General features: G+C 62.4%; 22 protein-coding genes. 11 read left to right on the top strand and 11 right to left on the bottom strand.

Annotation, left to right across the window (positions count from 1 at the left end; all coding sequences use genetic code 11):
* Positions 1 to 74: 74 nt before the first annotated feature.
* On the bottom strand, positions 75 to 1,361 hold the full coding sequence (locus KUV41_RS02940; RefSeq protein WP_222484560.1) for an aromatic ring-hydroxylating oxygenase subunit alpha: 1,287 nt from the start codon (positions 1,359 to 1,361) through the stop codon (positions 75 to 77).
* A gap of 369 nt (positions 1,362 to 1,730) precedes the next feature.
* On the opposite strand from KUV41_RS02940, the gene KUV41_RS02935 reads away from it, so the two are divergent.
* Both KUV41_RS02935 and KUV41_RS02930 read left to right on the top strand, forming a co-directional pair.
* Entirely contained in the window at positions 1,731 to 2,837 is a 1,107-nt protein-coding gene (locus KUV41_RS02935) for a hybrid-cluster NAD(P)-dependent oxidoreductase (protein WP_206941290.1), read from the top strand.
* Between the two features lie 93 nt (positions 2,838 to 2,930).
* Positions 2,931 to 4,034: a GlxA family transcriptional regulator gene (locus KUV41_RS02930; protein WP_222484139.1), complete on the top strand. Its 1,104-nt coding sequence runs from the start codon at positions 2,931 to 2,933 to the stop codon at positions 4,032 to 4,034.
* Between the two features lie 97 nt (positions 4,035 to 4,131).
* Here KUV41_RS02930 and KUV41_RS02925 read toward each other — a convergent pair whose 3' ends face one another.
* Positions 4,132 to 4,344, bottom strand: coding sequence for a hypothetical protein (locus tag KUV41_RS02925; RefSeq protein WP_222162748.1), 213 nt, complete (start codon positions 4,342 to 4,344; stop codon positions 4,132 to 4,134).
* A 63-nt stretch (positions 4,345 to 4,407) separates the two neighbouring features.
* Between KUV41_RS02925 and glyA the strand changes: the two genes are divergently transcribed.
* From glyA to purU, 6 genes are all read left to right on the top strand, one after another.
* Positions 4,408 to 5,730, top strand: a complete 1,323-nt coding sequence (gene glyA / locus KUV41_RS02920; protein ID WP_222484130.1) for a serine hydroxymethyltransferase — start codon at positions 4,408 to 4,410, stop codon at positions 5,728 to 5,730.
* Positions 5,731 to 5,840: 110 nt separating this feature from the next.
* The gene (locus KUV41_RS02915) at positions 5,841 to 7,091 is read left to right on the top strand and encodes a sarcosine oxidase subunit beta family protein (protein WP_206941283.1); all 1,251 of its coding nucleotides are present in this window, start codon (positions 5,841 to 5,843) and stop codon (positions 7,089 to 7,091) included.
* A 15-nt stretch (positions 7,092 to 7,106) separates the two neighbouring features.
* Complete coding sequence (locus KUV41_RS02910; protein WP_222484129.1) at positions 7,107 to 7,532, top strand: sarcosine oxidase subunit delta; 426 nt, start codon at positions 7,107 to 7,109, stop codon at positions 7,530 to 7,532.
* Positions 7,529 to 10,669, top strand: a complete 3,141-nt coding sequence (locus tag KUV41_RS02905; protein ID WP_222484128.1) for a sarcosine oxidase subunit alpha family protein — start codon at positions 7,529 to 7,531, stop codon at positions 10,667 to 10,669. Before KUV41_RS02910 ends, KUV41_RS02905 begins: the two co-directional genes overlap by 4 nt.
* The gene (locus KUV41_RS02900; RefSeq protein WP_261395891.1) at positions 10,662 to 11,339 is read left to right on the top strand and encodes a sarcosine oxidase subunit gamma; all 678 of its coding nucleotides are present in this window, start codon (positions 10,662 to 10,664) and stop codon (positions 11,337 to 11,339) included. Before KUV41_RS02905 ends, KUV41_RS02900 begins: the two co-directional genes overlap by 8 nt.
* Positions 11,336 to 12,247: a formyltetrahydrofolate deformylase gene (purU, locus tag KUV41_RS02895; protein WP_222484126.1), complete on the top strand. Its 912-nt coding sequence runs from the start codon at positions 11,336 to 11,338 to the stop codon at positions 12,245 to 12,247. The genes KUV41_RS02900 and purU overlap by 4 nt, the downstream gene beginning before the upstream one ends.
* 11 nt (positions 12,248 to 12,258) lie before the next feature.
* Here purU and KUV41_RS02890 read toward each other — a convergent pair whose 3' ends face one another.
* Positions 12,259 to 12,930 carry a DUF3047 domain-containing protein gene (locus tag KUV41_RS02890; RefSeq protein ID WP_222484124.1) on the bottom strand — a complete coding sequence of 224 codons (672 nt, stop codon included), beginning with the start codon at positions 12,928 to 12,930 and terminating at the stop codon, positions 12,259 to 12,261.
* A 266-nt stretch (positions 12,931 to 13,196) separates the two neighbouring features.
* On the opposite strand from KUV41_RS02890, the gene KUV41_RS02885 reads away from it, so the two are divergent.
* Positions 13,197 to 13,685: a DUF302 domain-containing protein gene (locus KUV41_RS02885; RefSeq protein WP_222162755.1), complete on the top strand. Its 489-nt coding sequence runs from the start codon at positions 13,197 to 13,199 to the stop codon at positions 13,683 to 13,685.
* Between the two features lie 242 nt (positions 13,686 to 13,927).
* On the opposite strand, the gene KUV41_RS02880 is transcribed toward KUV41_RS02885, so the two are convergent.
* From KUV41_RS02880 to KUV41_RS02845, 8 genes are read right to left on the bottom strand one after another with little or no spacing between them, the layout of a single operon-like run.
* Positions 13,928 to 14,197 (bottom strand): zf-HC2 domain-containing protein, encoded by a 270-nt coding sequence (locus KUV41_RS02880; RefSeq protein WP_206941274.1) that lies wholly within the window; start codon positions 14,195 to 14,197, stop codon positions 13,928 to 13,930.
* On the bottom strand, positions 14,194 to 14,775 hold the full coding sequence (locus KUV41_RS02875; RefSeq protein WP_206941272.1) for a sigma-70 family RNA polymerase sigma factor: 582 nt from the start codon (positions 14,773 to 14,775) through the stop codon (positions 14,194 to 14,196). Before KUV41_RS02875 ends, KUV41_RS02880 begins: the two co-directional genes overlap by 4 nt.
* Positions 14,772 to 15,440 (bottom strand): TIGR04282 family arsenosugar biosynthesis glycosyltransferase, encoded by a 669-nt coding sequence (locus KUV41_RS02870; RefSeq protein ID WP_222484121.1) that lies wholly within the window; start codon positions 15,438 to 15,440, stop codon positions 14,772 to 14,774. Before KUV41_RS02870 ends, KUV41_RS02875 begins: the two co-directional genes overlap by 4 nt.
* On the bottom strand, positions 15,430 to 16,137 hold the full coding sequence (locus tag KUV41_RS02865) for a TIGR04283 family arsenosugar biosynthesis glycosyltransferase (RefSeq protein ID WP_222484113.1): 708 nt from the start codon (positions 16,135 to 16,137) through the stop codon (positions 15,430 to 15,432). Before KUV41_RS02865 ends, KUV41_RS02870 begins: the two co-directional genes overlap by 11 nt.
* On the bottom strand, positions 16,124 to 16,843 hold the full coding sequence (locus KUV41_RS02860) for an ATP-binding cassette domain-containing protein (RefSeq protein WP_222484105.1): 720 nt from the start codon (positions 16,841 to 16,843) through the stop codon (positions 16,124 to 16,126). Before KUV41_RS02860 ends, KUV41_RS02865 begins: the two co-directional genes overlap by 14 nt.
* 24 nt (positions 16,844 to 16,867) lie before the next feature.
* The gene (locus tag KUV41_RS02855) at positions 16,868 to 18,595 is read right to left on the bottom strand and encodes an ABC transporter permease (protein WP_222484098.1); all 1,728 of its coding nucleotides are present in this window, start codon (positions 18,593 to 18,595) and stop codon (positions 16,868 to 16,870) included.
* Positions 18,582 to 19,844, bottom strand: a complete 1,263-nt coding sequence (locus KUV41_RS02850; protein WP_261395890.1) for an ABC transporter substrate-binding protein — start codon at positions 19,842 to 19,844, stop codon at positions 18,582 to 18,584. Before KUV41_RS02850 ends, KUV41_RS02855 begins: the two co-directional genes overlap by 14 nt.
* A gap of 45 nt (positions 19,845 to 19,889) precedes the next feature.
* Complete coding sequence (locus KUV41_RS02845; RefSeq protein ID WP_222484096.1) at positions 19,890 to 20,999, bottom strand: aminoglycoside phosphotransferase family protein; 1,110 nt, start codon at positions 20,997 to 20,999, stop codon at positions 19,890 to 19,892.
* Between the two features lie 275 nt (positions 21,000 to 21,274).
* On the opposite strand from KUV41_RS02845, the gene KUV41_RS02840 reads away from it, so the two are divergent.
* Both KUV41_RS02840 and KUV41_RS02835 read left to right on the top strand, forming a co-directional pair.
* Entirely contained in the window at positions 21,275 to 22,771 is a 1,497-nt protein-coding gene (locus tag KUV41_RS02840; protein ID WP_206941266.1) for a SulP family inorganic anion transporter, read from the top strand.
* Positions 22,772 to 22,940: 169 nt separating this feature from the next.
* The gene (locus KUV41_RS02835; RefSeq protein WP_222484088.1) at positions 22,941 to 23,795 is read left to right on the top strand and encodes a universal stress protein; all 855 of its coding nucleotides are present in this window, start codon (positions 22,941 to 22,943) and stop codon (positions 23,793 to 23,795) included.
* The last annotated feature ends 224 nt before the right edge of the window (positions 23,796 to 24,019 follow it).

The raw sequence follows: 24,019 nt of genomic DNA, 5'->3' as shown, positions 1-24,019 counted from the left end.
GCGGCCTTAGTCAGATGGCCCTAGGCAGGCGGCCTTAGCCAGGCCGCCTGCTGGTCGGGTCCTGGATACCTCGATCATGCGCGTACCAGGCTCAGTTCCGGGGTGTCCGAGAGGTTGGTGGTCAAGGTGCTGCGATACCAGTCGATGAAGTCGATCACTCCGTATTCGAAGGTGGGGGAGTAAGGTCCCGGCCGATAGGCGAGTGAGTTGATGCCACGCTGGTTTTCCTCGGCAAGGCGACGGTCCTGAGCGTTGGTCGCATCCCACACTCGCCGCAGGTTCTCGGGATCGTAGTCGACGCCTTCCACCGCGTCCTTGTGGACGAGCCATTTGGTCGTGACCTGGGTGCGCTGGGGGCCCAGCGGCAACACACGAAACACCGCCGCATGGTCGCCGACAAAGTGATTCCAGCTGTTGGGCAGATGTAGCAGACGCAGTGACCCCATGTCCTCGATTCCCTGGTGGGTCAGCGGCGTTGAACAGGCAGGACGTCCATCCATGGTCATCGACACTGTGCCCTCGACCAGTGGCGTGCGGGTCAGCCGATTGCGCTTGCCGCCTGCCCAGCGCATTTTCCAGGGGATGCCGAGCGCGTCCCATTCCTGCTGCTTGCGCTCCACCAGGGCACGGTATTCCGGGGTCGCTCGTGGGTCCTCGGTATCGTCGAATTCGTAGAGCGTCTTGATCAGTTCAGGATGCGAGCCGTTGCAGTGGTAGCACTCACGATTGTTTTCCAGCACCAGCTTCCAGTTGGCCTGTTCCTCGATGGTGGTGGTAACCGCCACCTTGAGATTTTCCATGTCGTAGAAGCTCAGGTAGCTGTCAAAGGCGGCCTTGAGATCGCTGGCATCCGGCGGCTCGCTGGCCAGGCTGACGAACAGATAGCCACCGGCTTCGGTGAGGGCAACAGGGGCCAGACCATGGTCTTCCAGGCGAAAGTCTGCGCCCATCTCCGTGCCGGCAAACAACAGGCGGCCATCGAGTTCATAGGTCCACTGATGGTAGGGACACACGAGCTTGGCCACCTTGCCGCTTTGAGTGGCGCAAAGCCGTGAGCCTCGATGGCGGCAGGTGTTGTGGAAGGCATGCAGGCTGCCGCCGTCTCCGCGCAGGATAATGATCGGATTGTCGCCAATATCCAGGGTCATGAACTGCCCCTTCGCTGGAATCTCGCAGCTCATCCCGGCAAAGATCCACTCCCTTTCAAAGATGGTTCGCATGTCCAGTCTGAACAGGCGGTCATCGTTGTAGAACGCCTGGGGCAGCGAAAATCCGTGAGGATGATGCATGGCCGTTTCCAGGGCGAAGTGGCGGGCCTCTTCCAGAGGGTCCCCCAGACGGGGTGATGCGATGGGGTCCATGTTGCTCTCCAGGTCATGCGGCAGACGCTCGCGGTGAACGTCGTCCTTGCTCATCGAATGGGTACTGGGCGACGGCCCAGTGCGCGTGCAGGTCACGGGCGATGGACGCCTCTGGTGGCTGGCATGTGGGGCGTGGCGTGCTGGCAGTCTGGAACAAGGGCTCGAAGCAGGGCTGTCTGGCGACGACACCAGATGATGCCGTTGCGACGCTATCGCTGCCGTGACGAGCATGGCCGGGGGAATCGAGCATGCTGATGTCGTGATTAGACAAGTGATGGCGGGAGGACGAGGGGCAGAATTCCCTCATTAGCCTGGCCGGTAGCCGTTGCCCGGTCATCAGAGCCACCACTAGCTGCGAGCGACGACGCCATGGTGACGAATTTTCTCAGCCCGGTGACGACCCAGACCTGGTCCAACGGACGCCACGTGGTGCGCTGCGTCAAGGTGATTCAGGAAACCTGGGACGTGCGCACCTTCTGTTTCATGGCGGAGCAGCCGGTCATGTTCTTTTTCAAGCCGGGGCAGTTTGTCACCCTGGAGCTCGAGATCGACGATGAGTGCGTGTTTCGCTCCTACACCATCGCCAGTGCCCCCTCGGTTCCCTACAGCTTCTCGATCACGGTGAAGAGGGTGCCGGGAGGGCGTGTCTCGAACTGGCTGCATGAGTCGCTCAAGGTCGGCGACGAACTGGCGGTGCACGGCCCCGTGGGCGAGTTCAACTGTATCGATCATGCGGCCGACAAGGTGCTGATGCTGTCAGGTGGGGTGGGCATCACGCCACTGATGTCGATGACGCGCTGGTTTTTCGACACCAATGCGGCGGTGGATCTGGATTTTGTCCACTGTGCCAGAACTCCCAGGGATATCATCTTTCGCCGAGAGCTCGACCATATCTTCTCTCGACTTCCTGAATTTCGGCTGCACATCGTGTGCGAGCGTGACAGTGAGCTGAACCAGTCCTGGGCCGGGTATCGCGGTTTCCTGTCAGAGGCCATGCTGGAGTTGATGGCGCCGGATTTCATGGATCGCGAGGTCTTTTGCTGTGGGCCGACCCCCTTCATGGCGGCGGTGCGACGGCTGCTGGTTCAGCGCGGCTTCGATATGAGCCGCTACCATGAGGAGTCCTTTGGCGCGACGCCGGTGGATGTTCAGGAGGACGTGCACGAGCTGGCCGAGCAGGCCGAAGCGCTCGCCGAGGAGCTGGATGTCGCGGACATGCACTGCGTGGAGTTCGCGGCTGCAGGGAAAAGTGTGCGTATCCAGCCAGGTGAGACCGTGCACGCAGCGGCCGCCAAGTTGGGGCTGCACATTCCCAAGGCCTGCGGCATGGGGATCTGTGGCACCTGTCGAGTGCCTCTGGTGGCAGGCGAGGTGGAGATGGACCACAACGGCGGCATCACCGACGAAGACGTGGCCGAGGGCTACATTCTGTCGTGCTGCAGTCGGCCCCGAGGCAATGTCACTGTCGACTGGTAGCGAGGCGTGCCAGTAGCAAAATCCACGCCCAGTGGAGGCGGTCGGGGGGAATCGGGTACGCTGGTCAGCCACCTCCGCTGGCATACGAGCGATATGTTTCCTACCGATTCTTCCTCCCCCCTGTCTGAGGCTGAGTCTGAGGCGTCAACGTCGGTGGCCCAACCGCCGGCGCTGTCGGTAGGTTTCGTGTTGCTGCGTCGTTTTACATTGTTGCCCTTTGCTGCCTTTGTGGATTGCCTCAGGCTGGCCTCCGATGAGGGCGACCGCAGTCGTCAACTGCGCTGCCGCTGGCGCTTTCTTACGGCAGACGGGGAGGATGCACCGTCGAGTTGCGGTGCGGTCATCTCACCCTGTGAACCCTTTGCCACGCCCTTTTGTGACCCGCGTCAGTTCGACTATCTGGTGGTCATTGGCGGAGTGCTCGACGGCTCACCGACGGACGATCCTGCGGCGTCAGAGTACCTGCGTCAGTCGGCTCGGCTTGGCGTGCCCCTGGTCGGCGTCTGCACGGGTGTGCTGTCTCTGATCCAGGCTGGTGTGATGGCAGGGCGACGCTGCTGTGTCAGCTGGTATCACCATGCGGACCTGGTGCGCCGTTTTCCCCAGGTCAATGCGGTGGCCGATCGGCTCTATGTGGATGATGGCGATCGTCTGACCTGTGCGGGTGGCGCCGCGGCGGCCGATCTGGCGGCGTACCTGGTGGAGCGTCATCTGGGCCGCGCCTGGGCGCGCAAGAGTCTGAACATCATGCTGCTGGATGGGCACCGCGGCGGAGAGCATGGCCAGCCACAGCCCGTGGTATTCGAGCGTATCGAGGACCGCATCGTGCGCCGGGCGGTGACGATCCTGGAGCAGCATCTGGGGGAGGTCATTTCCGTGGATGAGCTTGCCGATCGCGTAGGCGCCTCCCGTCGCGGCCTCGAGCGCAAGTTTCAGGACAGCTTTGGCATCGGGCCACAGAAGTTCGCCCGTGACCTGCGACTGCGCTATGGCCTGTGGCTACTGTACTTCACCGAGCACAGCATCACCGATATCGGAGAACGCTGTGGCTTCGCCGACACCGCACACTTCTCCCGCCATTTTCGCGCCGCCTATGGCCAGTCTCCCTCCCAATTGCGCCGCGATCCCAAGGGGCGCGAGGAAGCCGGCGTCGACCCCTTCTTTCTGCATATTGGCACTCGTCTCGGCCAAGGCTGAGCGTCTCGACCCAGCCTGACCTTCTCGACCCAGCCTGACCCTCTCGCAAACACAGACCGTCTCGGTCACCCGCGTCCAATAAAGCTGTCGCATTTGTTCAAGTCACGCCGGGGCGTGTCGGCTTCAATGACAGCACCAGGCAGCAGGCGGTGACCTTGCCGACAACGCCGACACCCATGCGGGAGTGACAGATGTCCTTGTTGAAGACGTCGATGTCGCTTTCAGAACGATTGCGTTGTGGCAGCAGCTTACCTTGGAGGTCGAGGATGACCTCGCGAGTGAGACTGCCGGCCCGTGCCTGCAATGACAACGATAAATCTGATCAGGCGAGTGCGGTCGCTTAACCGTTGCTTGCCATAGCGGGAGGCACCCCATGTCCCATCTGTTCACGGCGCATTCATCGCGGACGTCGCTCTGTCTTGCACGATTCGATTCCCAGATAGCTGAGGCCGTTGCCGCGGAGGAGGTTCGCCAGCAGCAGCATGTAGAGCTGATCGCGTCGGAAAACTACGCCAGTGCGGCGGTGATGGAGGCCCAAGGCAGCCAACTGACCAACAAGTACGCCGAGGGGTATCCCGGCAAGCGCTACTACGGTGGCTGCGAGCACGTGGATGTGGTCGAGCGCCTGGCGATGGAGCGAGCCTGTGCCCTGTTTGGGGCGGACTATGCCAATGTTCAGCCCCACAGTGGTGCCCAGGCCAATGCTGCCGCCTTCATGGCGCTGGTCTCGCCGGGTGACACCGTACTTGGCATGAGTCTGGCCCATGGCGGTCACCTCACCCATGGTGCGGCGCCCAACTTCTCTGGCAAGCATTACCGGGCGGTGCAGTACGGGTTGGATGAAGCGACGGGCCGCATCGACTACGCCGAGGTCGAACGCCTGGCACGCGAACATCGTCCCAAGTTGATCGTGGCGGGTTTTTCGGCCTATTCCCGGGTGGTGGATTGGCGTCGTTTTCGCACCATCGCCGACAGTGTCGGAGCCTGGCTGCTGGTCGATATGGCCCACGTTGCCGGTCTTGTGGCGGCAGGCCTGTACCCCAGTCCTTTGCCCCATGCCCATGTCGTGACCACGACGACCCACAAGACCCTGCGCGGTCCTCGCGGTGGCCTGATCCTGTCGGCCAGCGGTGATGAAGTGCTTTACAAGAAGCTCAATGGCGCCGTGTTTCCTGGTCAGCAAGGAGGCCCGCTGATGCATGTCATCGCGGCCAAGGCGATCGCCTTCCGCGAGGCCATGAGCCAGGATTTCGTGCGCTATCAAGAGCGAGTGATCGCCAACGCCAGAGCCATGGCGTCGACATTCCTTGAGCGTGGCTATGACGTGGTGTCCGGTGGCACCGATGACCACCTGTTCCTGGTCTCTTTGATCCGCCAGGGCATTACCGGCAAGGATGCTGACGTGGCGCTGGGCCGTGCCCACATCACCGTCAACAAGAACGCCGTGCCAGGCGATCCACAAAGTCCCTTCGTTACCTCGGGCCTGCGGATTGGCACCCCTGCTGTTACCACCCGGGGCTTCGATGAGGCGGAGTGTGCACAGCTTGCCGGTGATATCTGTGACGTTCTGGACGCCCTGACCCGGGGCGACGATAGCGCCGCCATCGAAGACGAGGTACGAGCTCGGGTCGCTGAGCTGTGTGCGCGTCACCCTGTCTACGCGATGGCCGACCCATCCGAGCTGCAGTCCGCCTAGTCAGGTAGTGGAACCCCAGGCGCGAGCTGGCGGTGCAGTGGCCGTGGCACTGGGTTGACGTTACTGGGCTGATGCCACTGAGCGGAAAAAGAGATCCTTGAGGAGACATCATGCAACGCTATTCCGGATTTGCGCTGGCGCGCCATGCCATCAGCCACCATGAGAACTGGCAGCGACAGTGGCGTAACCCCACTCCCAAGGCGGCCTATGACGTGATCATCGTTGGCGGCGGCGGGCACGGCCTGGCGACCGCCTACTACCTGGCCAAGGAGTTCGGGGTACGTAACGTCGCGGTGATCGAGAAGGGCTGGCTGGGGGGCGGTAATACCGCTCGCAACACTACCATCGTGCGCTCGAACTACCTGTGGGATGAGGCGGCGGCCCTCTATGAGCATTCGATGGGGCTGTGGGAGGGCCTTTCCCAGGACCTCAACTACAACGTGATGTTCTCCCAGCGAGGGGTGCTCAACCTGGGGCACACCCTGCAGGACATGCGCGATATCCAGCGCCGGGTCAATGCCAATCGGCTGAATGGCATCGACGGAGAGGTGCTGGATGCCCGCGGTGTGCAACAGCTTGTGCCCATTATGGACTGTTCAAAAAACGCGCGATATCCCGTCATGGGCGCCTCATGGCAGCCCCGTGCTGGGGTTGCTCGCCATGATGCGGTGGCCTGGGGCTATGCCCGCGGAGCCGATGCCCTGGGTGTGGATATTCTGCAGCAGACCGAAGTCACCGGCTTCAAGATCCGCGATGGGCGCATCCTCGGGGTGCATACCAACCGTGGTGACATCGAGGCCACCACCGTAGGCTGCGTGACCGCAGGCAACTCTGGTGTCCTGGCGGGGCTGGCCGGACTGCGCCTGCCGCTGGAAAGCCACCCGCTGCAGGCGCTGGTGTCCGAGCCACTCAAGCCTGTGCTGGATACTGTGGTCATGTCGAACCATGTGCATGGCTACATCAGCCAGTCCGACAAGGGGGACCTGGTCATCGGGGCCGGGATCGACGGCTACAACGGCTATGGACAGCGCGGCAGCTACTCCACCATCGAACACACCCTGCAGGCCATCGTCGAGATGTTCCCGATCTTCTCCCGGGTGCGCATGAATCGGCAGTGGGGGGGCATCGTCGATACCTGTCCGGATGCCTGTCCGATTCTGTCGAAGACCCCCATTAAGGGGCTCTACTTCAACTGCGGCTGGGGTACCGGCGGCTTCAAGGCCACGCCCGGGTCTGGGCATGTGTTTGCCGCCAGCCTGGCCAAGGGCGAGATGCATCCGTTGGCCGCACCGTTTTCCATCGACCGTTTCCACAGTGGTGCCCTGATCGATGAGCACGGCGCCGCGGGTGTCGCCCACTGAGTCCAGGAGGTTTGCATGTTTTACATCCATTGCCCCCACTGCAATGAGTGGCGCGAGGAAGAAGAGTTTCACCCCAAGGGACAGGCCCATATTCAGCGGCCCGAGGATCCTGCCCAGTGCTCGGATGAAGCCTGGGGGGACTATCTGTTCTTTCGTGACAATCCGCGGGGTATTCATCACGAGCTGTGGGTTCATGCGGTCGGCTGTCGCAAGTTCTTCAACATGACGCGCCACACCCAGACCTACGAGATTCTCGAGACCTACCGCATCGGCGAGGCGCCGCGATTCACCCAGGCCAATCCTGACGGCAAGACGGTACCAGCTGAGGCCAGTGATGACGGCCATGGCGGCGCGGGCCGTGCCACGTCCCAGCTCTCGTCTCACGCCTCATCCCACGACGCGTCCCACGATTCTTCCTATACCCGGGAGGTGCGCGCATGAGCCAGCTCAACCGCCTCGAGACAGGGGGCCTGATCGATCGCAGCGTGCCCCTGCGTTTTACCTTCAACGGCAAGTCCTACACCGGCTATCAGGGCGATACGCTGGCGTCGGCGCTGCTGGCCAACGGGGTCGATGTCGTCAATCGTAGCTTCAAGTACTCGCGGCCCCGCGGCATCGTTGCGGCTGGAGCCGAGGAGCCCAATGCCGTGGTCCAGCTTGGCCAGCATGAGGCAGAGCAGGTGCCCAATGTGCGGGCTACCCAGCAGGCCTTGTTCGATGGCCTCTACGCTCGCTCCACCAATGGCTGGCCAAGCGTCCAGCGGGACCTGATGGGCATGCTGGGCAAGGTCGGTGGCAAGCTGATGCCCCCTGGCTTCTATTACAAGACATTCATGGCACCGGCCTCGCTGTGGATGACCTATGAACGCTATATCCGCAAGAGTGCGGGCCTGGGGCGTAGCCCCATGGAAGCCGATCCGGATATCTATGATCACATCAACCGTCATTGCGAGGTGCTGGTGATTGGGGCGGGCCCTGCTGGTCTTGCCGCCGCCCTGGAGGCTGCCCGCTCGGGGGCTCGGGTCATCCTGTGTGACGAGCATGAATCCTTCGGTGGTTCGCTGCTGGATTGCCGTGAGCGACTCAATGATGGCCCGGCCAGCGCCTGGGTCGAGGAAGCCGTGGCAGAGCTCGCCGCCTGTGCTGATGTGACCCTGTTGCCCCGCACCACGGCCAACGGCTACCACGACCATCATTTCGTCACGCTGCATGAACGGCGCACTGAACATCTTGGGCACTGTGCTCCTCGAATCGAGGGGCGGCGCCAGGCGCGCTCACGCCTGCATCGCGTGCGTGCCGCTCGGGTGGTGCTGGCCACAGGAGCCCACGAACGTCCGCTGGTGTATGCCGGTAATGACGTGCCAGGCAATATGCTGTGCTCGGCGGTGTCGACCTATATTCGTCGCTATGGCGTAGTGCCGGGACAGCGCCTGGTGGTGTCCACCAGTAACGATGACGGCTATCGTGCGGTGCTTGACTGGCTCGACGCTGGCCGCGAGGTGGTCGCGGTGGCGGACGCCCGCTCTGCCCCTGACGGCGAGCTGGTCGAGCAGGCCAGAGCACGAGGTGTCCGCATCCTGCCAGGTTCGGCAGTGATCGAGGCACGCGGCGAGCAGCGCGTTGCCTCGGTGCGGGTGGCGGCCATCGATATCGACGGCTTCGGCCTCGCCGGAAGCGCTGAGACCCTGGCCTGCGACACGCTGGCGACGTCCGGCGGATTCAGCCCGGTGATTCACCTGGCGTCGCATACCGGGGCACGGCCGAGCTGGCGCGACGACCTGATCGCCTTCGTGCCCAGCTTGCCCCAGGGCATGCTGGTGGCGGGCAGTGCCGGTGGCACCTTTACCCTGGCGGCCACCCTGGCCGAGGGGCAGGAGGCGGGTCGCCAGGCGGCGGCAGAGGCGAACCTGGATGTCGGCGGTCAGGGTACGAAGCTTAATGATACTGACAGCAACGGTACTGACAGCCACAGTTCTGACAGCGTCGGCACTGACGACAATGACAGCCACGCTGGCTCGCAAGGCCGGCTTCCCAAGGTGACGGAAGTGCGCCAGGGCGAGGCGGTGGCGCTGTTCCAGGTTCCCCACGATAAACCGACCTTGCGTGCCCCCAAGCAGTTTGTGGATCTGCAGAACGATGTCACCGCTGCCGGCATCGAGCTGGCCACCCGTGAAGGCTTTGAATCCATCGAGCACGTCAAGCGCTATACCGCCATGGGCTTCGGCACCGATCAGGGCAAATTGGGCAACATCAATGGCATGGCCATCGCCGCTCGCTGCCTGGGCCGTTCGATTCCCGAGGTCGGTACCACGGTATTCAGGCCCAACTATACGCCGGTCACTTTCGGCGCGGTGGTGGGGCGCCACTGTGGAGCACTGTTTGATCCTGAGCGCTACAGTGCTCTGCACTCCTGGCACGTGGAGCGAGGGGCCGAGTTCGAGGATGTCGGGCAGTGGAAGCGCCCCTGGTACTTTCCACGGCGCCACAATGGCCAGCCTGAAACGATGCATGAGGCGGTGAAGCGTGAATGCCTGGCGGTCCGCGAGGGCGTCGGGATCCTCGATGCCTCGACCCTGGGTAAGATCGACATCCAGGGCCCCGATGCCCGCGAGTTCCTCGGCCGCATCTACACCAACAAGTGGGCCAAGCTGGGCGTGGGCAAGGTGCGTTACGGGCTGATGTGCAAGGACGACGGCATGGTCATGGATGACGGTACGACCAGCTGTCTGGCCGAGAACCATTTCCTGATGACCACCACAACCGGCGGAGCCGCTGGCGTTCTCGAATGGTTGGAGCTGTGGCACCAGACCGAGTGGCCGGATCTCGACGTGACCTTCAGCTCGGTCACGGATCACTGGGCGACCATGACCGTGACGGGGCCGAAGGCGCGTGAGCTGATGAGTGAAGTGGTCGAGGATATCGACCTGGATCGCGAGGCGTTCAAGTTCATGGAGTGGCGAGAGGGCAGGGTGGCCGGGGTGCCGGCGCGCATCTTCCGAATCTCCTTCACCGGTGAACTGGCCTTCGAGATCAACGTGCAGGCCCACGCCGCCCTGCATGTGTGGAAGACGCTGTTTGCCCATGGCGAAAAGTATGACCTCACCCCCTACGGTACCGAAACCATGCACGTGCTGCGGGCGGAGAAAGGCTTCATCATCGCCGGTCAGGATACCGATGGCTCGGTGACGCCGGAGGATCTCGGCATGCAGTGGGCGATAGGCTACGACAAGCCGTTCTCCTGGGTCGGACAGCGCGCCCTGAGCCGCACTGATACCGCGCGGCAAGATCGCAAGCAACTGGTCGGGCTGCGCCCCGTCGACCCCGAGGTGGTGTTGGAAGAGGGCGCGCAGATTGTGCTCGACCCGCAACATCCGGTGCCGATGCCCATGGTGGGCCACGTCACCTCAAGCTACTACAGCCCGACCCTCGAGACCGGCTTCGCCCTGGCGGTGGTCAAGGGAGGTCATCAGCGCCTGGGCGAGACCGTCTATCTTCCCTGTGTGGATGGCAAGACTCACGAGGCGCGCATCGTCTCTACCGTGTTCCTCGATCCGAAGGGAGAGCGCCAGAATGTCTGAAGTGATGCCTACTGTGCATGTCTTTGATGCCTATCCCCACAGCAGATCGGTCATGACGTCGCCGTTGGCCTGGTCCTATCAGCATGTCGGTGTTCCGGCACCATCGACGGCGTCTCGCGTCGTGATGCGAGAACGCCGGCACGACCATCTCATTCTGCGGGGTGGGGCCATCGTGCTGGATGAAGCCGTGCGCAGCGTGTTGGGGCTGGCGCTGCCGGCGCGTCCCCACGAACTGGTGCAGGGTGACGCGGCGTCTTTGCAATGGCTGTCGCCGGACGAATGGCTGGCGATACTGCCCCCTGGCGATGCCCATCGGGTCGAGCTCGACCTGCGCGCGGTGCTGGGGGATGCCAGCGTCGCTTTCATCGATGTCAGTGCAGGACAGACGGTGATCGCCTTGAGCGGTGATGACGATGCCATGCGCGAGCTACTGATGAAATCGGTCGTCTACGACGTTCACCCTCGTCACTTTCCCCTTGGCAAGGGGGTGACGACGGTGTTCGCCAAGTCCAGCGTGATCCTCAGACGGCCTGACGACAAAGGCTGGGAGCTGGTGGTTCGGGCGAGCTTCGTCGACTACGTTTATCGATGGCTGCTGGATGCTGGTGAGGAGTTTGCCATCGGCGTCGAGCGTGACGTCGATGACGCCGTTGATGGGGAGCGCGCATGAGCACTGACCGCACGACGGGCCTTGCCAACTGGATTCTGACCGCCCAGTGCCCAAGCCGCCTTGGCACCGTGGACGTGGTGACCCGCTTCCTGCGCGAGCACGGGTGCTATATCACTGAGCAGCAGTCCTTTGATGATGCCAGCTCCAGCCGGTTCTTCATTCGCACCGAGTTTCGCCCCCCGGGAGGGGGCGGGCCATCCAGCATCGGCTCGGCTGACGGGGGCTTTTCGGCCACGGATTTTGAGCAACGGTTTTCCGAGCGTGCCGCCGAGTTTGCCATGACTTTCGAGCTGACGGCCCCTGATCGACGGACGCCGGTGGTCATCATGGTGTCGAAGGCAGATCATTGTCTCAATGACTTGCTCTATCGCTATCGCACCGGACAGCTGCCGGTCGAGATCAAGGCCATCGTATCCAATCACCCGGACCTCGCGCCCTTGGCCGAATGGCACGGGCTGCCTTACCACCATTGCCCGATCAGCGCGGACACCAAGTCCGAGCAGGAAGCGAAGGTGTGGCAGATTATCGAGGATTGCGGTGCTGAGCTGGTGATCCTGGCGCGTTACATGCAGGTACTGTCCAGCGACATGAGTGAGCGTCTGGCCGGCCGAGCGATCAATATTCATCACTCGCTGTTGCCAGGATTCAAGGGGGCCAGGCCATATCACCAGGCCTTCGAGAAAGGGGTCAAGCTGGTCGGTGCCACGGCGCACTACATTAATGACGACCTGGATGAGGGGCCGATCATCAGCCAGGGCGTCGAGCCAGTCACCCACGCCGATACAGCGGATGACCTGGTCGCCCGAGGGCGTGACATCGAATGTCTGACGCTCGCACGAGCGGTTGCCCTGCATCTGCAGAGGCGGGTGTTTCTCAACGGCAACCGCACGGTGGTGTTTCAGCGATGATAAATGCTGTTCTACGGACAGCTGGGCGGTGAGGCCGAGGCGCTCATTTCAAGGCCGGTAAACCAGGCGGTGGCATCACCGCCTGCGTTGTCGCCATCGCTCATCAGGGCAAGCCCATCGATACTGTCGGGCTGAGTGCCGAACAGCCTGCGATAGTCGGCGGCCACGTCGCGGACTTCTGCCACCCATTGACCCACCTTCTCGTCACCGCCCTGCAAGGCCAGCAGGATGGCTCTATCGGTAAAGGCATTGGGCCAACTGTTACCACGGGGCTGGTTCGATGACCACACGTAGTTGACCGACTCTACCTGCCAGGGAAGCAGTCCGGTCTTTCTGGCGACATAGACGCGGGCAGGGTAGTCGTCGCCTGCCTTGCTGCGCTCATTGACGTTGTCATAGACCCCCGAGACGCGCCAGCACCAGCGCAGATAAGGTGTCTCCTTCAGGTCGATCTCACGCTCCAGGTACTTGGCCGACGCCTGTCCCCTGGCACGTGCTTCAAGTGCCTGGGTGCCCTCTTGCGCTGTTACGCGATACGACGTCTCGCCTTCGAAGGATCGGGTTGGCCAGGAGAGCAAGACGTGGGGCGAAAAGCTTGCCGCCTGGAGCGTCGAAGCGAACGAGAGGGCGCCACAGGCGGTCAATAGCAGCGTGATAGAGGCACGGCGGTGGGACACAGGCATAGATGGCGGGCTCCATAGCGACGGTAGGGCAAACATGGCTAGCCAAAAGCCTACTTTCTCTGCAGTGTTGGTAGGCTTTGCAGAGTCGGTAGGCACTGCGCGATCCTTACACGACCACGCAGCGTCATTGGCATATGTCGACTTGTCGGGCGGCACTTATTTTGTCCATGCTTACCTCGTCCATGCTTAAGTTGATCAAGCTTGCGTCTTCCACGCTGGCAATGGGCAAGCTAACAGTGTCACTCGTTGAACAAGGAAACCATCGTATGAGGCAGCGTCACTACAGCAGGAAGTGGGTCGGGGGCCTGATCATGGGTCTGGTATTGGCCGGATCAGGAAGTGTAGCGGCAGAGTCCCAGATCGATGAGTCGGGTGTGGCCAGCCTGACGTCACAGGACAGCGTAGAAGATGTCGATGCGCGCTTCAGGCAGGGTCTGGAGAAGCGTGGCATGGGCTTGATGGCGATGGTAGACCACCAGGCTAATGCGGAGGGTGTAGGCCTTGAACTGCCGCCGACGCGCACCTACATCTTCGGCAAGCCCGAGGTAGGGACACGCCTGATGCAGTGTCACGGCAGCACGGCACTGGATCTGCCCCAGAAAATGGTGGTTCGCCAGCAGGACGATCACCTGGTGCTCGAGTGGAATGACCCGCATTACCTGGCAAAGCGGCATGGGCTAGGTGACTGTGAACTGCCCATCGACCAGATCGCAGAAGCCTTGTCGGGGCTGGCACAGGAAGCGGCGGGTGACTAGCCAGCAGTCGCCGGCGCTCAGATCCGTGCGGTTGATTGCTGGCGGTACGCGTGATGCGGAATACCGCCGTCAGGCTGTCTCGGTAGCAGGTAGGAGAGATAGCCTGTAGGCGGGGTTCACAAGAGTGTGACAAACGGGGCTGATACCGTAGTCGTCGAAGCTTCTGCTGTAGTTCATTGAAGCTTTCGCTGTAGCCGTCGAAGCTCGAGCGCTACGCGATCCGCCGGGGGATAGGCTGGCGATTATCCCTGGCGGCGTTCTTCCGCCTGGGCAATCGCTTCCTGAACTTTCTTCATGTCCTCTTCGCTAGCCATGCAGTGGTGTTCAGCCTTGTCAGCGGAGGCCCCCCCATAGGCTCGTCCCGCCTTTCTTAACATCTCGAATTGCTTGTCACATCGACGGCAGACCGAACAGAGCATCAGGTGAAAACGAAGCGAGAGCTTCTCTCGCGTCGTCAGGGGCGCATCCAGCTGCTTCGACATCAGCTTGGTAGCGGCCTTGCACATCATCATGCCGCATCCTCCTTCCAACCTTTTTCAATACAAGCGCGAAGCTTGAGGCGAGCCCGGTGCAGGATCACCCATGCGTTGTTTTCTTTGATGCCCACTTCCTTACAGATATCTTCGGTAGAAAGGCCCATTAATTCGCGCAGAGTGAATACCCGTGCCACGTTGTCAGGAAGGCCCAGCATACAGGCGTCAAATACTTTCCAGAAATGCTCGTTCTCGAATGCCTGCTCTGGCGTGTCCCAGGCCTGGGGTTTGGCCTCGTGAGTCCAATGCCCGTCCTGCTGGAACATGCGATCAATGGCATCATCCGTCGTTTCTTCGTCAAAGGGTTCCCAGCGACCGTGACGTTTCTGCTGGCGCATCTGATCCAGCAGCTTGTACTTGAGGATGCCGAAGACCCAGGTCTCATAGCCGGAGCGACCTGAAAAGCTGTCGTTTTTCTCGATGGCGGCAATCATCGCTTCCTGCACCGCATCCTCGGCGGCGGCATGGTCGCGCAGGTGCATGCGTGCAAAGGACAGCAAGCGAGGGCGAACCGCGGCAAGCTTCTTGTGTCGGTCAGTGAGGGTGTCTTCGGTCACGGCATAATCTCCAGCGAGAGGGCTTCCATGTCGGCTAGTCGAGCCAGGTCCTGGGGGGTATCCAGATCCCAGACCGTGCTTGGACACTCAAATGTCCAAGAAAGCTCCGCCAGACGTGCGCGCGTCTGGGACATGACCCCGGACGTGCCCCAGTCGACTCCCTCAAAGAGTCGTGGGTCATGTCGGCGAACTCCAACCAGAGCATAGCCGCCGTCCTCCGCGGGAAGAAAGACGCTGTCTACCTGTTTGAGTCGTTTCTGACAAGTTTTCAGTAATTTCTTATCCAATAACGGGCAATCTGTGCCGATTAATAGACTTGGGGCGTCAGTCGCGGCCAGTGCCGCATACATCCTCGCTCCCAGGTCGCCGTCGGGCTGGCGGGCAAGGCGAATACCGCAGCGATCCTGCGCCTGCAAAAAGCAGGGGTGCTGATGATCCAGTGCTGTCCACAGCGTAATCCGACTTGCAGATGTCGCCTCCAGTGCCACTTTTAGCGTGTGCTCGATCAATCGATGCTGGAGGCGCGCCGCTCCCTCTGGGCCTAGTGCAGGGATCATGCGTGTCTTGGCCAGTCCTGCAAGTGGGGCCTTGGCCAGAATCGAGATGACAGGCAGGTCGCCATCGGTGGTGTCCGGCCCCTGACAGTGCGCGCTGTCATCGCACATGGTGATACTCCTTGGCGAGATCTACAGCACTGGCGCCGCGCCAGTAGCGAAAGCGCAGCCGCCACATCAGCCAGATCGTCGCAGCGAGGCCTCTTTTTTCCCAGCGACGCCCGTCGGTGGTGGCTTTTAGCCTGAGGCAAGCGGGACGAGAGGAACGCTTGAGTCGCCTGGACATTTCGATGTCTTCCATGAGGGGCTGGTCCGGGAAGCCGCCCAGGTCGACAAAGGTGGCGCGTTGCATGAACAGGGCCTGATCTCCGGTGGCGATGCCCGTCAGTCGCGAGCGCAGGTTCATGCAGGCGGCCACTATCGGCAGCATCGACGAGTGGCCGCGTATGCGAACGTCAAAGCGTCCCCAGGCACGGGCTTCAACGGCCTTCAACACCGCTGGCATGGCGTCGGGCGGCAATTGAGTGTCCGCATGGAGAAACAGAAGTACCGGCGAGCGAGCCGAGGCGGCGCCTGCGTTCATCTGCCGGGCTCGCCCCGCAGCGGCGGAGATCACCCGGTCTGCCCGTGACGTCGCCAGCGCACAGGTGCCATCGCTGCTGCCACCATCGACGACGATGATCTCGGCCCCTGCGCGGCGCCAGCCATCCAGTCGGTCAAGGCTAGCGGTGATGATGTTGGCCTCATTCAGGGTGGGGATGATGACGGTGAGTTGCGGCGTCGTGGCAAGTGCCTCAGCGTCGGGCATGCTGTGCGCTCCGCCATGTGCTGGTGGTCTGTCCCGTGCTGGCACTCGACAGCTCAATGATCGGTCCTGCGGCGGCCTCGGCGTCGGCCCGGTCGTGGGTGACCAGCAGTGCAGGCAGTCCGTATTCCCGTATGCGGCCAAAGACCAGTTCGCGCATCTCCTGGCGCAGGGTGGCATCCAGCTTCGAGAATGGCTCGTCCAGTAGCATGGCCTGGGGGCTCGACAGCAGCGTACGCATCAGGGCAACGCGAGCACGCTGGCCCCCCGAGAGGGTGGCGGGGTCGCGCTCGCCGAAACCTTCCAGGCCGATGTCCGACAGGGCTTGATCGATGACCTCTCGGCGCTGGCGGCGATGTCGAGACGTAGGCATGCCAAAGGCGAGATTGCCAGCAACGCTAAGGTGGGGAAAGAGCAGGGCATCCTGAAACAGCAAGCCAAGTCGACGAGCGGCCGTCGGCAGTGACGTGATCGACTGATCTCCCAGGCGAACGTCCCCGCTGGCGTGAAAGGCCGGAGCGAGGAAGCCCGCGGCAAACGCCAGCAGGGTGGACTTTCCCACACCAGAAGGTCCCATCACGCTGACGACCTCTCCGGCGTCGATGCGTGCCGACAGAGAGACGAGCGGTGTCTCCTGCAGGCTGATGCTCACGCCGTCAAAGATCAACGGGCGGCGCGACGTACCAGCGGTGTCTCGTAGTTCGGGCATAGCGGTCTCGCGGGTTGTGTGGAGTCAGGTCAACAGGGCTCGCCGCCGTCGATGCAACAGACGAGGCAGGCCAATGGCCAAGGCAAAGCCAATGGCCGGTAGTGCCAGTTGAGCCAGGGCATAGATAGCGGTCAGCCGGCGGTCGCCGCCGGACGCCAGAGAAACCGCCTCCGTGGTCAGCGTGGTCAGTCTGCCCGCGCCCAACAGCAAGGTCGGCAGGTACTGGCCGATGCTGACGGCCAGACCCACCGCCATGGCGGTCGCCATCGGCGCGAGCAGCAGGGGCAAGCGTACCCTCAGGAAGATGCTGGCGTGGCTCTTGCCAAGGCTGGCGGCGACCTGGCTCCAGCGGGGATCCAGGCGGCGGTAGCTCTCGGCCAGGGACAGAAACACGTATGGCAATACGAACAGGCTGTGGCCGACCACGACCAGGACAAATCCTGGCATCAGAAACAGCTGAGCCTGAAGCTGAACGAGGCCGTAGAGAAAGGCCACGGGCGGCACCAGCAGTGGCAGGTAGAGCACCAGGGTGGCGCCCTTGCCCATGCTGCGCTGATGCAGGGATTCGCTTTCGAGGCAGCCGACGACCAGTATCGTCGACAGTAGGGTTGCAGCCACTGCCAGGGCCAGCGCGGTACCTGCAGCGGGCAGGAGTCCCGGCAGTGCAGCGCGCCAGTTGGCCAGGGTCAGCGGGGTTGGCCAGCTGGCAGGAAACGGCCAATAGGCGGCCAGAGACCACAGCACCAGTCCCAGCAAGCTGGCGCACAGCAGGCCCGCGCTGAGCCAGGTTAGTCCACCGCCCAGCACCACCCCCAAACGCTGGCCAAGGTGGCGCTGACCATCGGTCAAGCAGGGTGTGGCCAGCAGGCGAATAGCGTGCTCGATGCACCACCATATGCCGAGCGCCAGCAGCGTGACCGCCAGCTGGGTGAGCGCAGCCGCGGATGCCATGAAACGCATGGAAAGGTCCGGGTCCCCTAGCCAGCGCACAACGCTGACGGCCAGGGGCGGAGGAGTCGAAGGGCCCAGAATCATGGCGACATCGACGTTGGACGAAGCAAAGGCGATCACCGCATAGACCGGCAACCGGATCAATGGATACAGGCTCGGCAAGACGCCCTTGAGAAAGGCGGTGACGGGAGAGTAGCCCAGCGACAGGGCCAGGTGGCGGCGATGATGGGCCTGGCATTGAGGCAACGCCGCCAGGCTCATCAGCAGCAGGAAGGGGACTTCCTTGACCACCAGCCCAGCGATCAGGGCAATGCCGTGAGGATCACCGGGGAACAGGTAGTCCGGCGGCACCTGTTGACCGCTCAAACCGGGCGAAACGAGCCGCATGGCCAGTCCCGACGGGGCGAGCAGAAAGGCCAAGCCAATGGCCGCTGCCGCGTGAGGCACGGCCAGCAGAGGCGATAGCAGGCGCTTGAGCCAGACAAAGGCCGCGCTGTCGGCGAAGGCCCCGAGAAACAGGATGACGATGACCAGCGCCACCGCCGTGCTGATCAAGCCCGTGGAAAGGCTCATCGTGATCATCTCGCCCAGGCCTGGGGTGTGCCACAGCGCGACCCAGGGCGCCAGGCTGAGGCTTTCCCCGCCCAGCGCAGGCAGCCAGCCAAAGGCTGGCGCCGTGACGCCAGCAACGCCCACCATGACCGGCACGACAAGCAGTAACACGGTGAGTAGAGGCGCCCAGCGTGTCAATCTCACAAACCAGGTGTCGACGGCCAGGATACGCTGGTCAACGCGTGCCATATCGCTCCAGCCAGCCGGCCTCGACGGCTTCCATCCAGCTCGGATGGGGTTCAGGCAAGGTGTTTTGCAGTTCAGTAACGGGCAGGCGCGCAGGCTGGTCATCCATGGGCGTCAGGGCATCCCGTTGGTCGCTGTCCAGACGCTCGAGGTCGAGGACCGTGGGGTCGCCCCACACATCCAGCTGTTGCTTGCGCGCCTGAGCTTCCGGGGACAGCAGGAAGTTGGCGGTGACCATGGCGCCGGCCACATGGCTGGCGTTGAACGGAATCGTCACGAAATGAACGTTGCCAATGGTGCCCCCTTCCAGCACGTAGCTGCGGATCGAAGGAGGCAGCTGGTAGGAGCTGACCGCCGCCGCGGGTTCCGCCGGGTTGAAGGTGAAGGCCAGTGACAGCTCGCCATCACCCATCAGGCTGCGCATGGCAGGCCCGGAGGCGGGGAAGTCACGTCCCTGACGCCACAGCTGCGGGTGCAAGGCATCGAGATAATCCCACAGTGGCGTCATGATCGCCTCGGCATCAACCTCGCTGGCTGGGCGGGAGAGCACGGCGGGGTCGTCGACCAATGCGAGAAGCGCCTGCTTGAGGAACGTGGAGCCATGGAAATCCGGGACCAGCGGATAGGTGAAGCGGCCTGGATGTTGATGACTCCATTGCAGCAGTGCATCAAGAGACTGCGGGGGGGAGTCGACACGGTCACTGTCGTAGTAGAACGTCAGTTGTGCTTTTCCCCAAGGCGACTCGTAGCCGTCAGTCGGCACGGTGAAATCCGTGGTCATTTCGGGATTCGCATCGGGGGAGGTCAGCGCAAAGTTGGGCAAGCGCTGGGCAAAGGGGCCCAGCAGTAGCCCATTTTCCTTCATGGCAGAAAAATTCTCGCCATTGATCCAGATGAGGTCAATGGCTCCCTGGTCGACGTTGCCTGCGGACTTTTCCGCCAACACGCGGGATACGGCGGCGGCAGTGTCCTCCAGCTTGACGTGCACCAGCTCGACGTCGTATCGCTGATCGAGTTGACCTGCCACCCAGTCGAGATAGCCATTGACGTTGGGATCGCCTCCCCAGGCGTTGAAGTAGACGGTCTGACCCTCAGCCTGCTGCTCGACGTCGCTCCAGTCTTGCTGGAGCAGCGGGTGGGGTGGCGGTGAGCTCTGGGCCAGAGTGGCCTGGACCGGAGCCAGCGCCAGCATGGTGACGGCGAGTCGACGGACAACGGCGGATAGGGGTGTGCGTGACGCAAAGCGGGTCATGATCGCATCCTTGTGCAATGAGCAGGCGTAAACGCTGGAGTCGAGTCAACCCGCATCGGCCAGCTCCGCCAGCTCGTCGGTGACTCGTTGGATGATGGGGGCGGACAGGTAGTGATCCACGCGGTCGGCCACGTGATCGACCAGCGCGGCTTGGCTGAGCTGAGCGGACCAGTCTTCACCGCGATGGCGACGATCTATCTGCTGATGCTGCTGCGCGCGCCACTTGGCACACCAGGTCAGTGACCACAGCCACATGGCATGGCGACAGGCCATCAGGTTGCGCCAATGCGTGTCGCGCCCGCTTTCGGTCATGCGCGCCCGCCAGCGCTGGTAGAGCGCCACCAGATCTTCGATGAACAGCACCGCGCGACTGTGCAGGTCCCAGGTGGTAGAGGTATACAGACTCATGTGCGCGAGGTCGAATCCCGGCAGTGAGTAGCGGCACTTTTCCAGATCCACCAGCACTGCCCGGCCCTCTGGCGTGATCAGGAAATTGCCGGGGTGGGCGTCGAAGCTGATGAGGCTCACGGCGGCATTGGCGACGGGGAGTTGCGAGGGCAGCTGTGACAGGGCCTTTTCGATCAGCGGCAGGCTGTGGCGGCTCAGGTTGGCGTCGGGCAGGTGCCGGGCTTGGGCCCGCACATCATCGAGCATATCCCGCCAGGGGTCGGCAGGTGATAGCAACGGTGATCGTTGCTCAAGGGCAGGCAGCGGCAGGCTGTGCAAGCTGGCCAGGGCGGTGGTCATGGCGGGCAGGTCGCTGGGTAACCTGGCCGAACGGCCGTCAATGGCTTCCACTACCAGGCCACCCCTGGGCAACAGCTCGTCGCAGGGTAGCCAGTCGTTGAGTCTTGGGGTATGGCCACTGGCTTGCGCCCGGGTGAAGCAGGTCACCTGGTAGTTGAGGTTGCTGGCGGCATCCAGACCCAGCTGACTCTGCTTGGGCAGTCGTGCCAGCCAGGCGCCGTCTTCGCTGCTGTGGGGCAATCGAACGTGCCAATGTGCCAGACCGGTATCGGCTAGCGGTTGCAGCAGTGAGTCCGTGCATGCAGGGGGCTGGGGCAAGGGCCAACCGTGCCTCGACAAGCTCTGCTTGAGCGCAGCCAGGGGAGGGCCATCACGCTCGCTAGGCTTGGGCGGGGCGCACTTTTCCATGTCGCGTTCCTTGGACGTTTTGTCATAAGTCGAACCACCTGCTCGATCCTTACAGGTTTTTTTCGCCGCTGGCCAATGGGCGATGCCGTGCAGGTCAGGCCTTGCAGCGTGCCTGGCGTCGCCTTGCGGGTGTGCTTCTGGTAGACTGCGCCACTTCCCGTCAGACACGATCAGCGAGCGCCAGGCACCATGCCTAGAGCGCTGCTTCCTCGTGGAGAAGCGGCTGGCGCCGGCTGACCGCGGCCTCATTTCACACTCATCCCCTGGACCGCCTCATGATGCGATCGATCACACAAGACTGGTTCTCCAATATTCGGGGCGACGTGCTGTCCGGCATCGTCGTCGCGCTGGCGCTGATTCCCGAAGCCATCGCCTTTTCCATCATCGCTGGCGTCGATCCCAAGATCGGCCTGTATGCTTCCTTCTCCATGGCCGTCATCATTGCCTTTGCCGGCGGTCGGCCGGGCATGATTTCCGCGGCGACCGGCGCGATGGCGCTGCTGATGGTGACCCTGGTGAAAGAGCACGGCCTGCAATATCTGCTGGCGGCCACTCTGCTGACCGGGGTGCTGCAGATCGTGGCGGGCTACCTGCGCCTGGCTGACTTGATGCGCTTTGTGTCGCGCTCTGTGGTCACCGGCTTCGTCAACGCCCTGGCCATTCTCATCTTCATGGCGCAACTGCCCGAGCTGACCAACGTCACCTGGCATGTCTACGCGATGACGGCAGCGGGGCTTGGCATAATTTACCTGTTTCCCTACGTTCCGCGCATCGGCAAGCTGCTACCGTCTCCGCTGGTGTGCATTTTGGTGCTGACCGCCGTGTATCTGCTCAGCGGCATGGATATCCGCACGGTCGGCGACATGGGCGAGTTGCCGGATACCTTGCCGGTGTTCCTGTGGCCAGACGTACCGCTGAACCTGGAGACCCTGGGCATCATCTTCCCCTACGCGATCATGCTGACCGTGGTGGGCCTGCTCGAGTCGATGATGACCGCCACCATCGTCGATGATTTGACCGACACCCCCAGCGACAAGAATCGTGAGTGCAAGGGCCAGGGCATGGCAAACATCGGCACAGGCCTGTTGGGTGGCATGGCAGGCTGCGCGATGATCGGCCAGTCGGTCATCAACATCAAGTCAGGCGGTCGCGGTCGCCTGTCGACCTTTCTGGCAGGCATCTTCCTGCTGCTGATGGTGGTGTTCCTGTCCGACTGGGTGTCGCGTATCCCCATGGCCGCCCTGGTCGCTGTCATGATCATGGTGTCCATCGGTACCTTCAGCTGGAGTTCTCTGCGCGACCTCAAGAAACACCCCATGTCGACCAATGTTGTCATGATCGCGACAGTGGCCGTGGTGGTGTGGACCCACAACCTGGCCATTGGGGTCTTCGTAGGGGTGTTGATCGCTGCGCTCAACTTCGCCAACAAGGTGGGCAACTTCCTCTACGTTGCCAGTGAGGAACTCGAAGGTGACGAGCGTCAGGGGCGCCGTTACCGGGTCATTGGACAGGTCTTCTTCGCCTCTTCCCAGCGCTTCTCCGCTGCCTTCGACTTCAAGGAAAGTGTCGAGAAAGTGGTGATTGATCTATCTCGCGCTCACTTCTGGGATATCACGGCGGTGCAGGCATTGGATATGGTGGTCATCAAGTTCCGTCGTGAGGGCACCGAGGTGGAGTTGATCGGTCTCAATGAAGCCAGCGCGACCATCGTTGATCGCTATGCCATCCACGATAATCCCGCAGCGGTGGAAAAGCTGATGGGCGGACACTGATCACGGTGACAGGTGCTGCACGATAGGTGGGGCACCGAGACACAAGTACGTGTGGCATGAGAGAGTGACGAGACGGGTCGCGCTGCCACGCGGCATCATGCAAGGACACCGGGGCGCCTCGCCGTCTTTCGGGGCCCTTTATCCATCAACGCCAGGCAGGATGAGAATCATGACAGAACAGGTGATGGCTGCCATCGATGGGTCGCAGTTTGCCGAAAGCGTGTGCGACGTAGCCGCCTGGGCCAGTCAGGCCCTGGGTGCGCCGCTGACCTTCCTTCATGTGGTGGACAATCACCCTCAGACAGCAGAGGCAGACCTGTCTGGAAATCTGGGATTGGGTGCCCGCGAACACCTGCTGGAAGAGTTGGCGAGCCTGGACGAGCGGCGTGCCAAGGTTGCCCAGGAGCATGGCCGGCTGATGCTGAAGGCGGCCAAGGATCGCGTCATGGCGGCCGGCATCTCCGAGCCCAACTGTCGCCAGCGTAATGGCACCCTGGTCGAGACAGTGCTCGAGCTCGAGAATGAGATTCGTCTGCTGGTGATTGGCAAGCGCGGCGAGAGCGCCCAACAGGCCAGCGAACACCTTGGGTCGAATCTGGAGCGGGTAGTTCGCGGACTGCACCGGCCGATCCTGATGGTGCCTGAGTCTTTCAGCGTGCCCAAGCGAGTGATGATCGCCTTCGACGGCAGCAACACCACCCGCAAGGGGGTTGAGTTGCTGGCGCGTAGCCCGCTGTTCAATGGCATTGACTGCCATGTGGTGATGGTGGGAGCCGATACCGGCGACCACCGCAGCCAGTTGGAGTGGGCCTTGACGACCCTGCGAGAGGCCGGTCATGAGGCCGAAGGTGGCATCTACGCGGGCGACGTTGAAGAGGCCCTGTGCGACTACCAGCAGCAACATGCTATCGACATGGTGGTGATGGGTGCCTACGGCCACTCGCGTATTCGGCACCTGCTGGTGGGCAGCACCACGACCAGCGTACTGAGACGTACCAGCTTGCCGGTACTATTGTTGCGCTGACTTCCGCACTTAAAGCTGCGCTGTGTTCTGCACCAAGAGCTGCGCTGCGTTCGGGGCGAGAGCCGCGCCAGGCCGCTACGTTTCCAGAGAAGTTCTCAGAAGAAAACCGGGAGCCGTCTTGTTGTTGAAGGCGGCTCCCGTCGTTCGTCTTGCCGTCTCCCTCCGTTCTGTCTCCTTCCAGCCTGTCTCCTGCCGACCCGCCTTCTTGGCATCAGTGCCTGACA

This window comes from Halomonas sp. DP8Y7-1 (assembly GCF_019801685.1).
Lineage (GTDB): Bacteria > Pseudomonadota > Gammaproteobacteria > Pseudomonadales > Halomonadaceae > Halomonas > Halomonas litopenaei_A.
The sequence above is the reverse complement of the archived record's forward strand: the minus strand, read 5'-3'. Positions and strand labels throughout refer to the sequence as shown.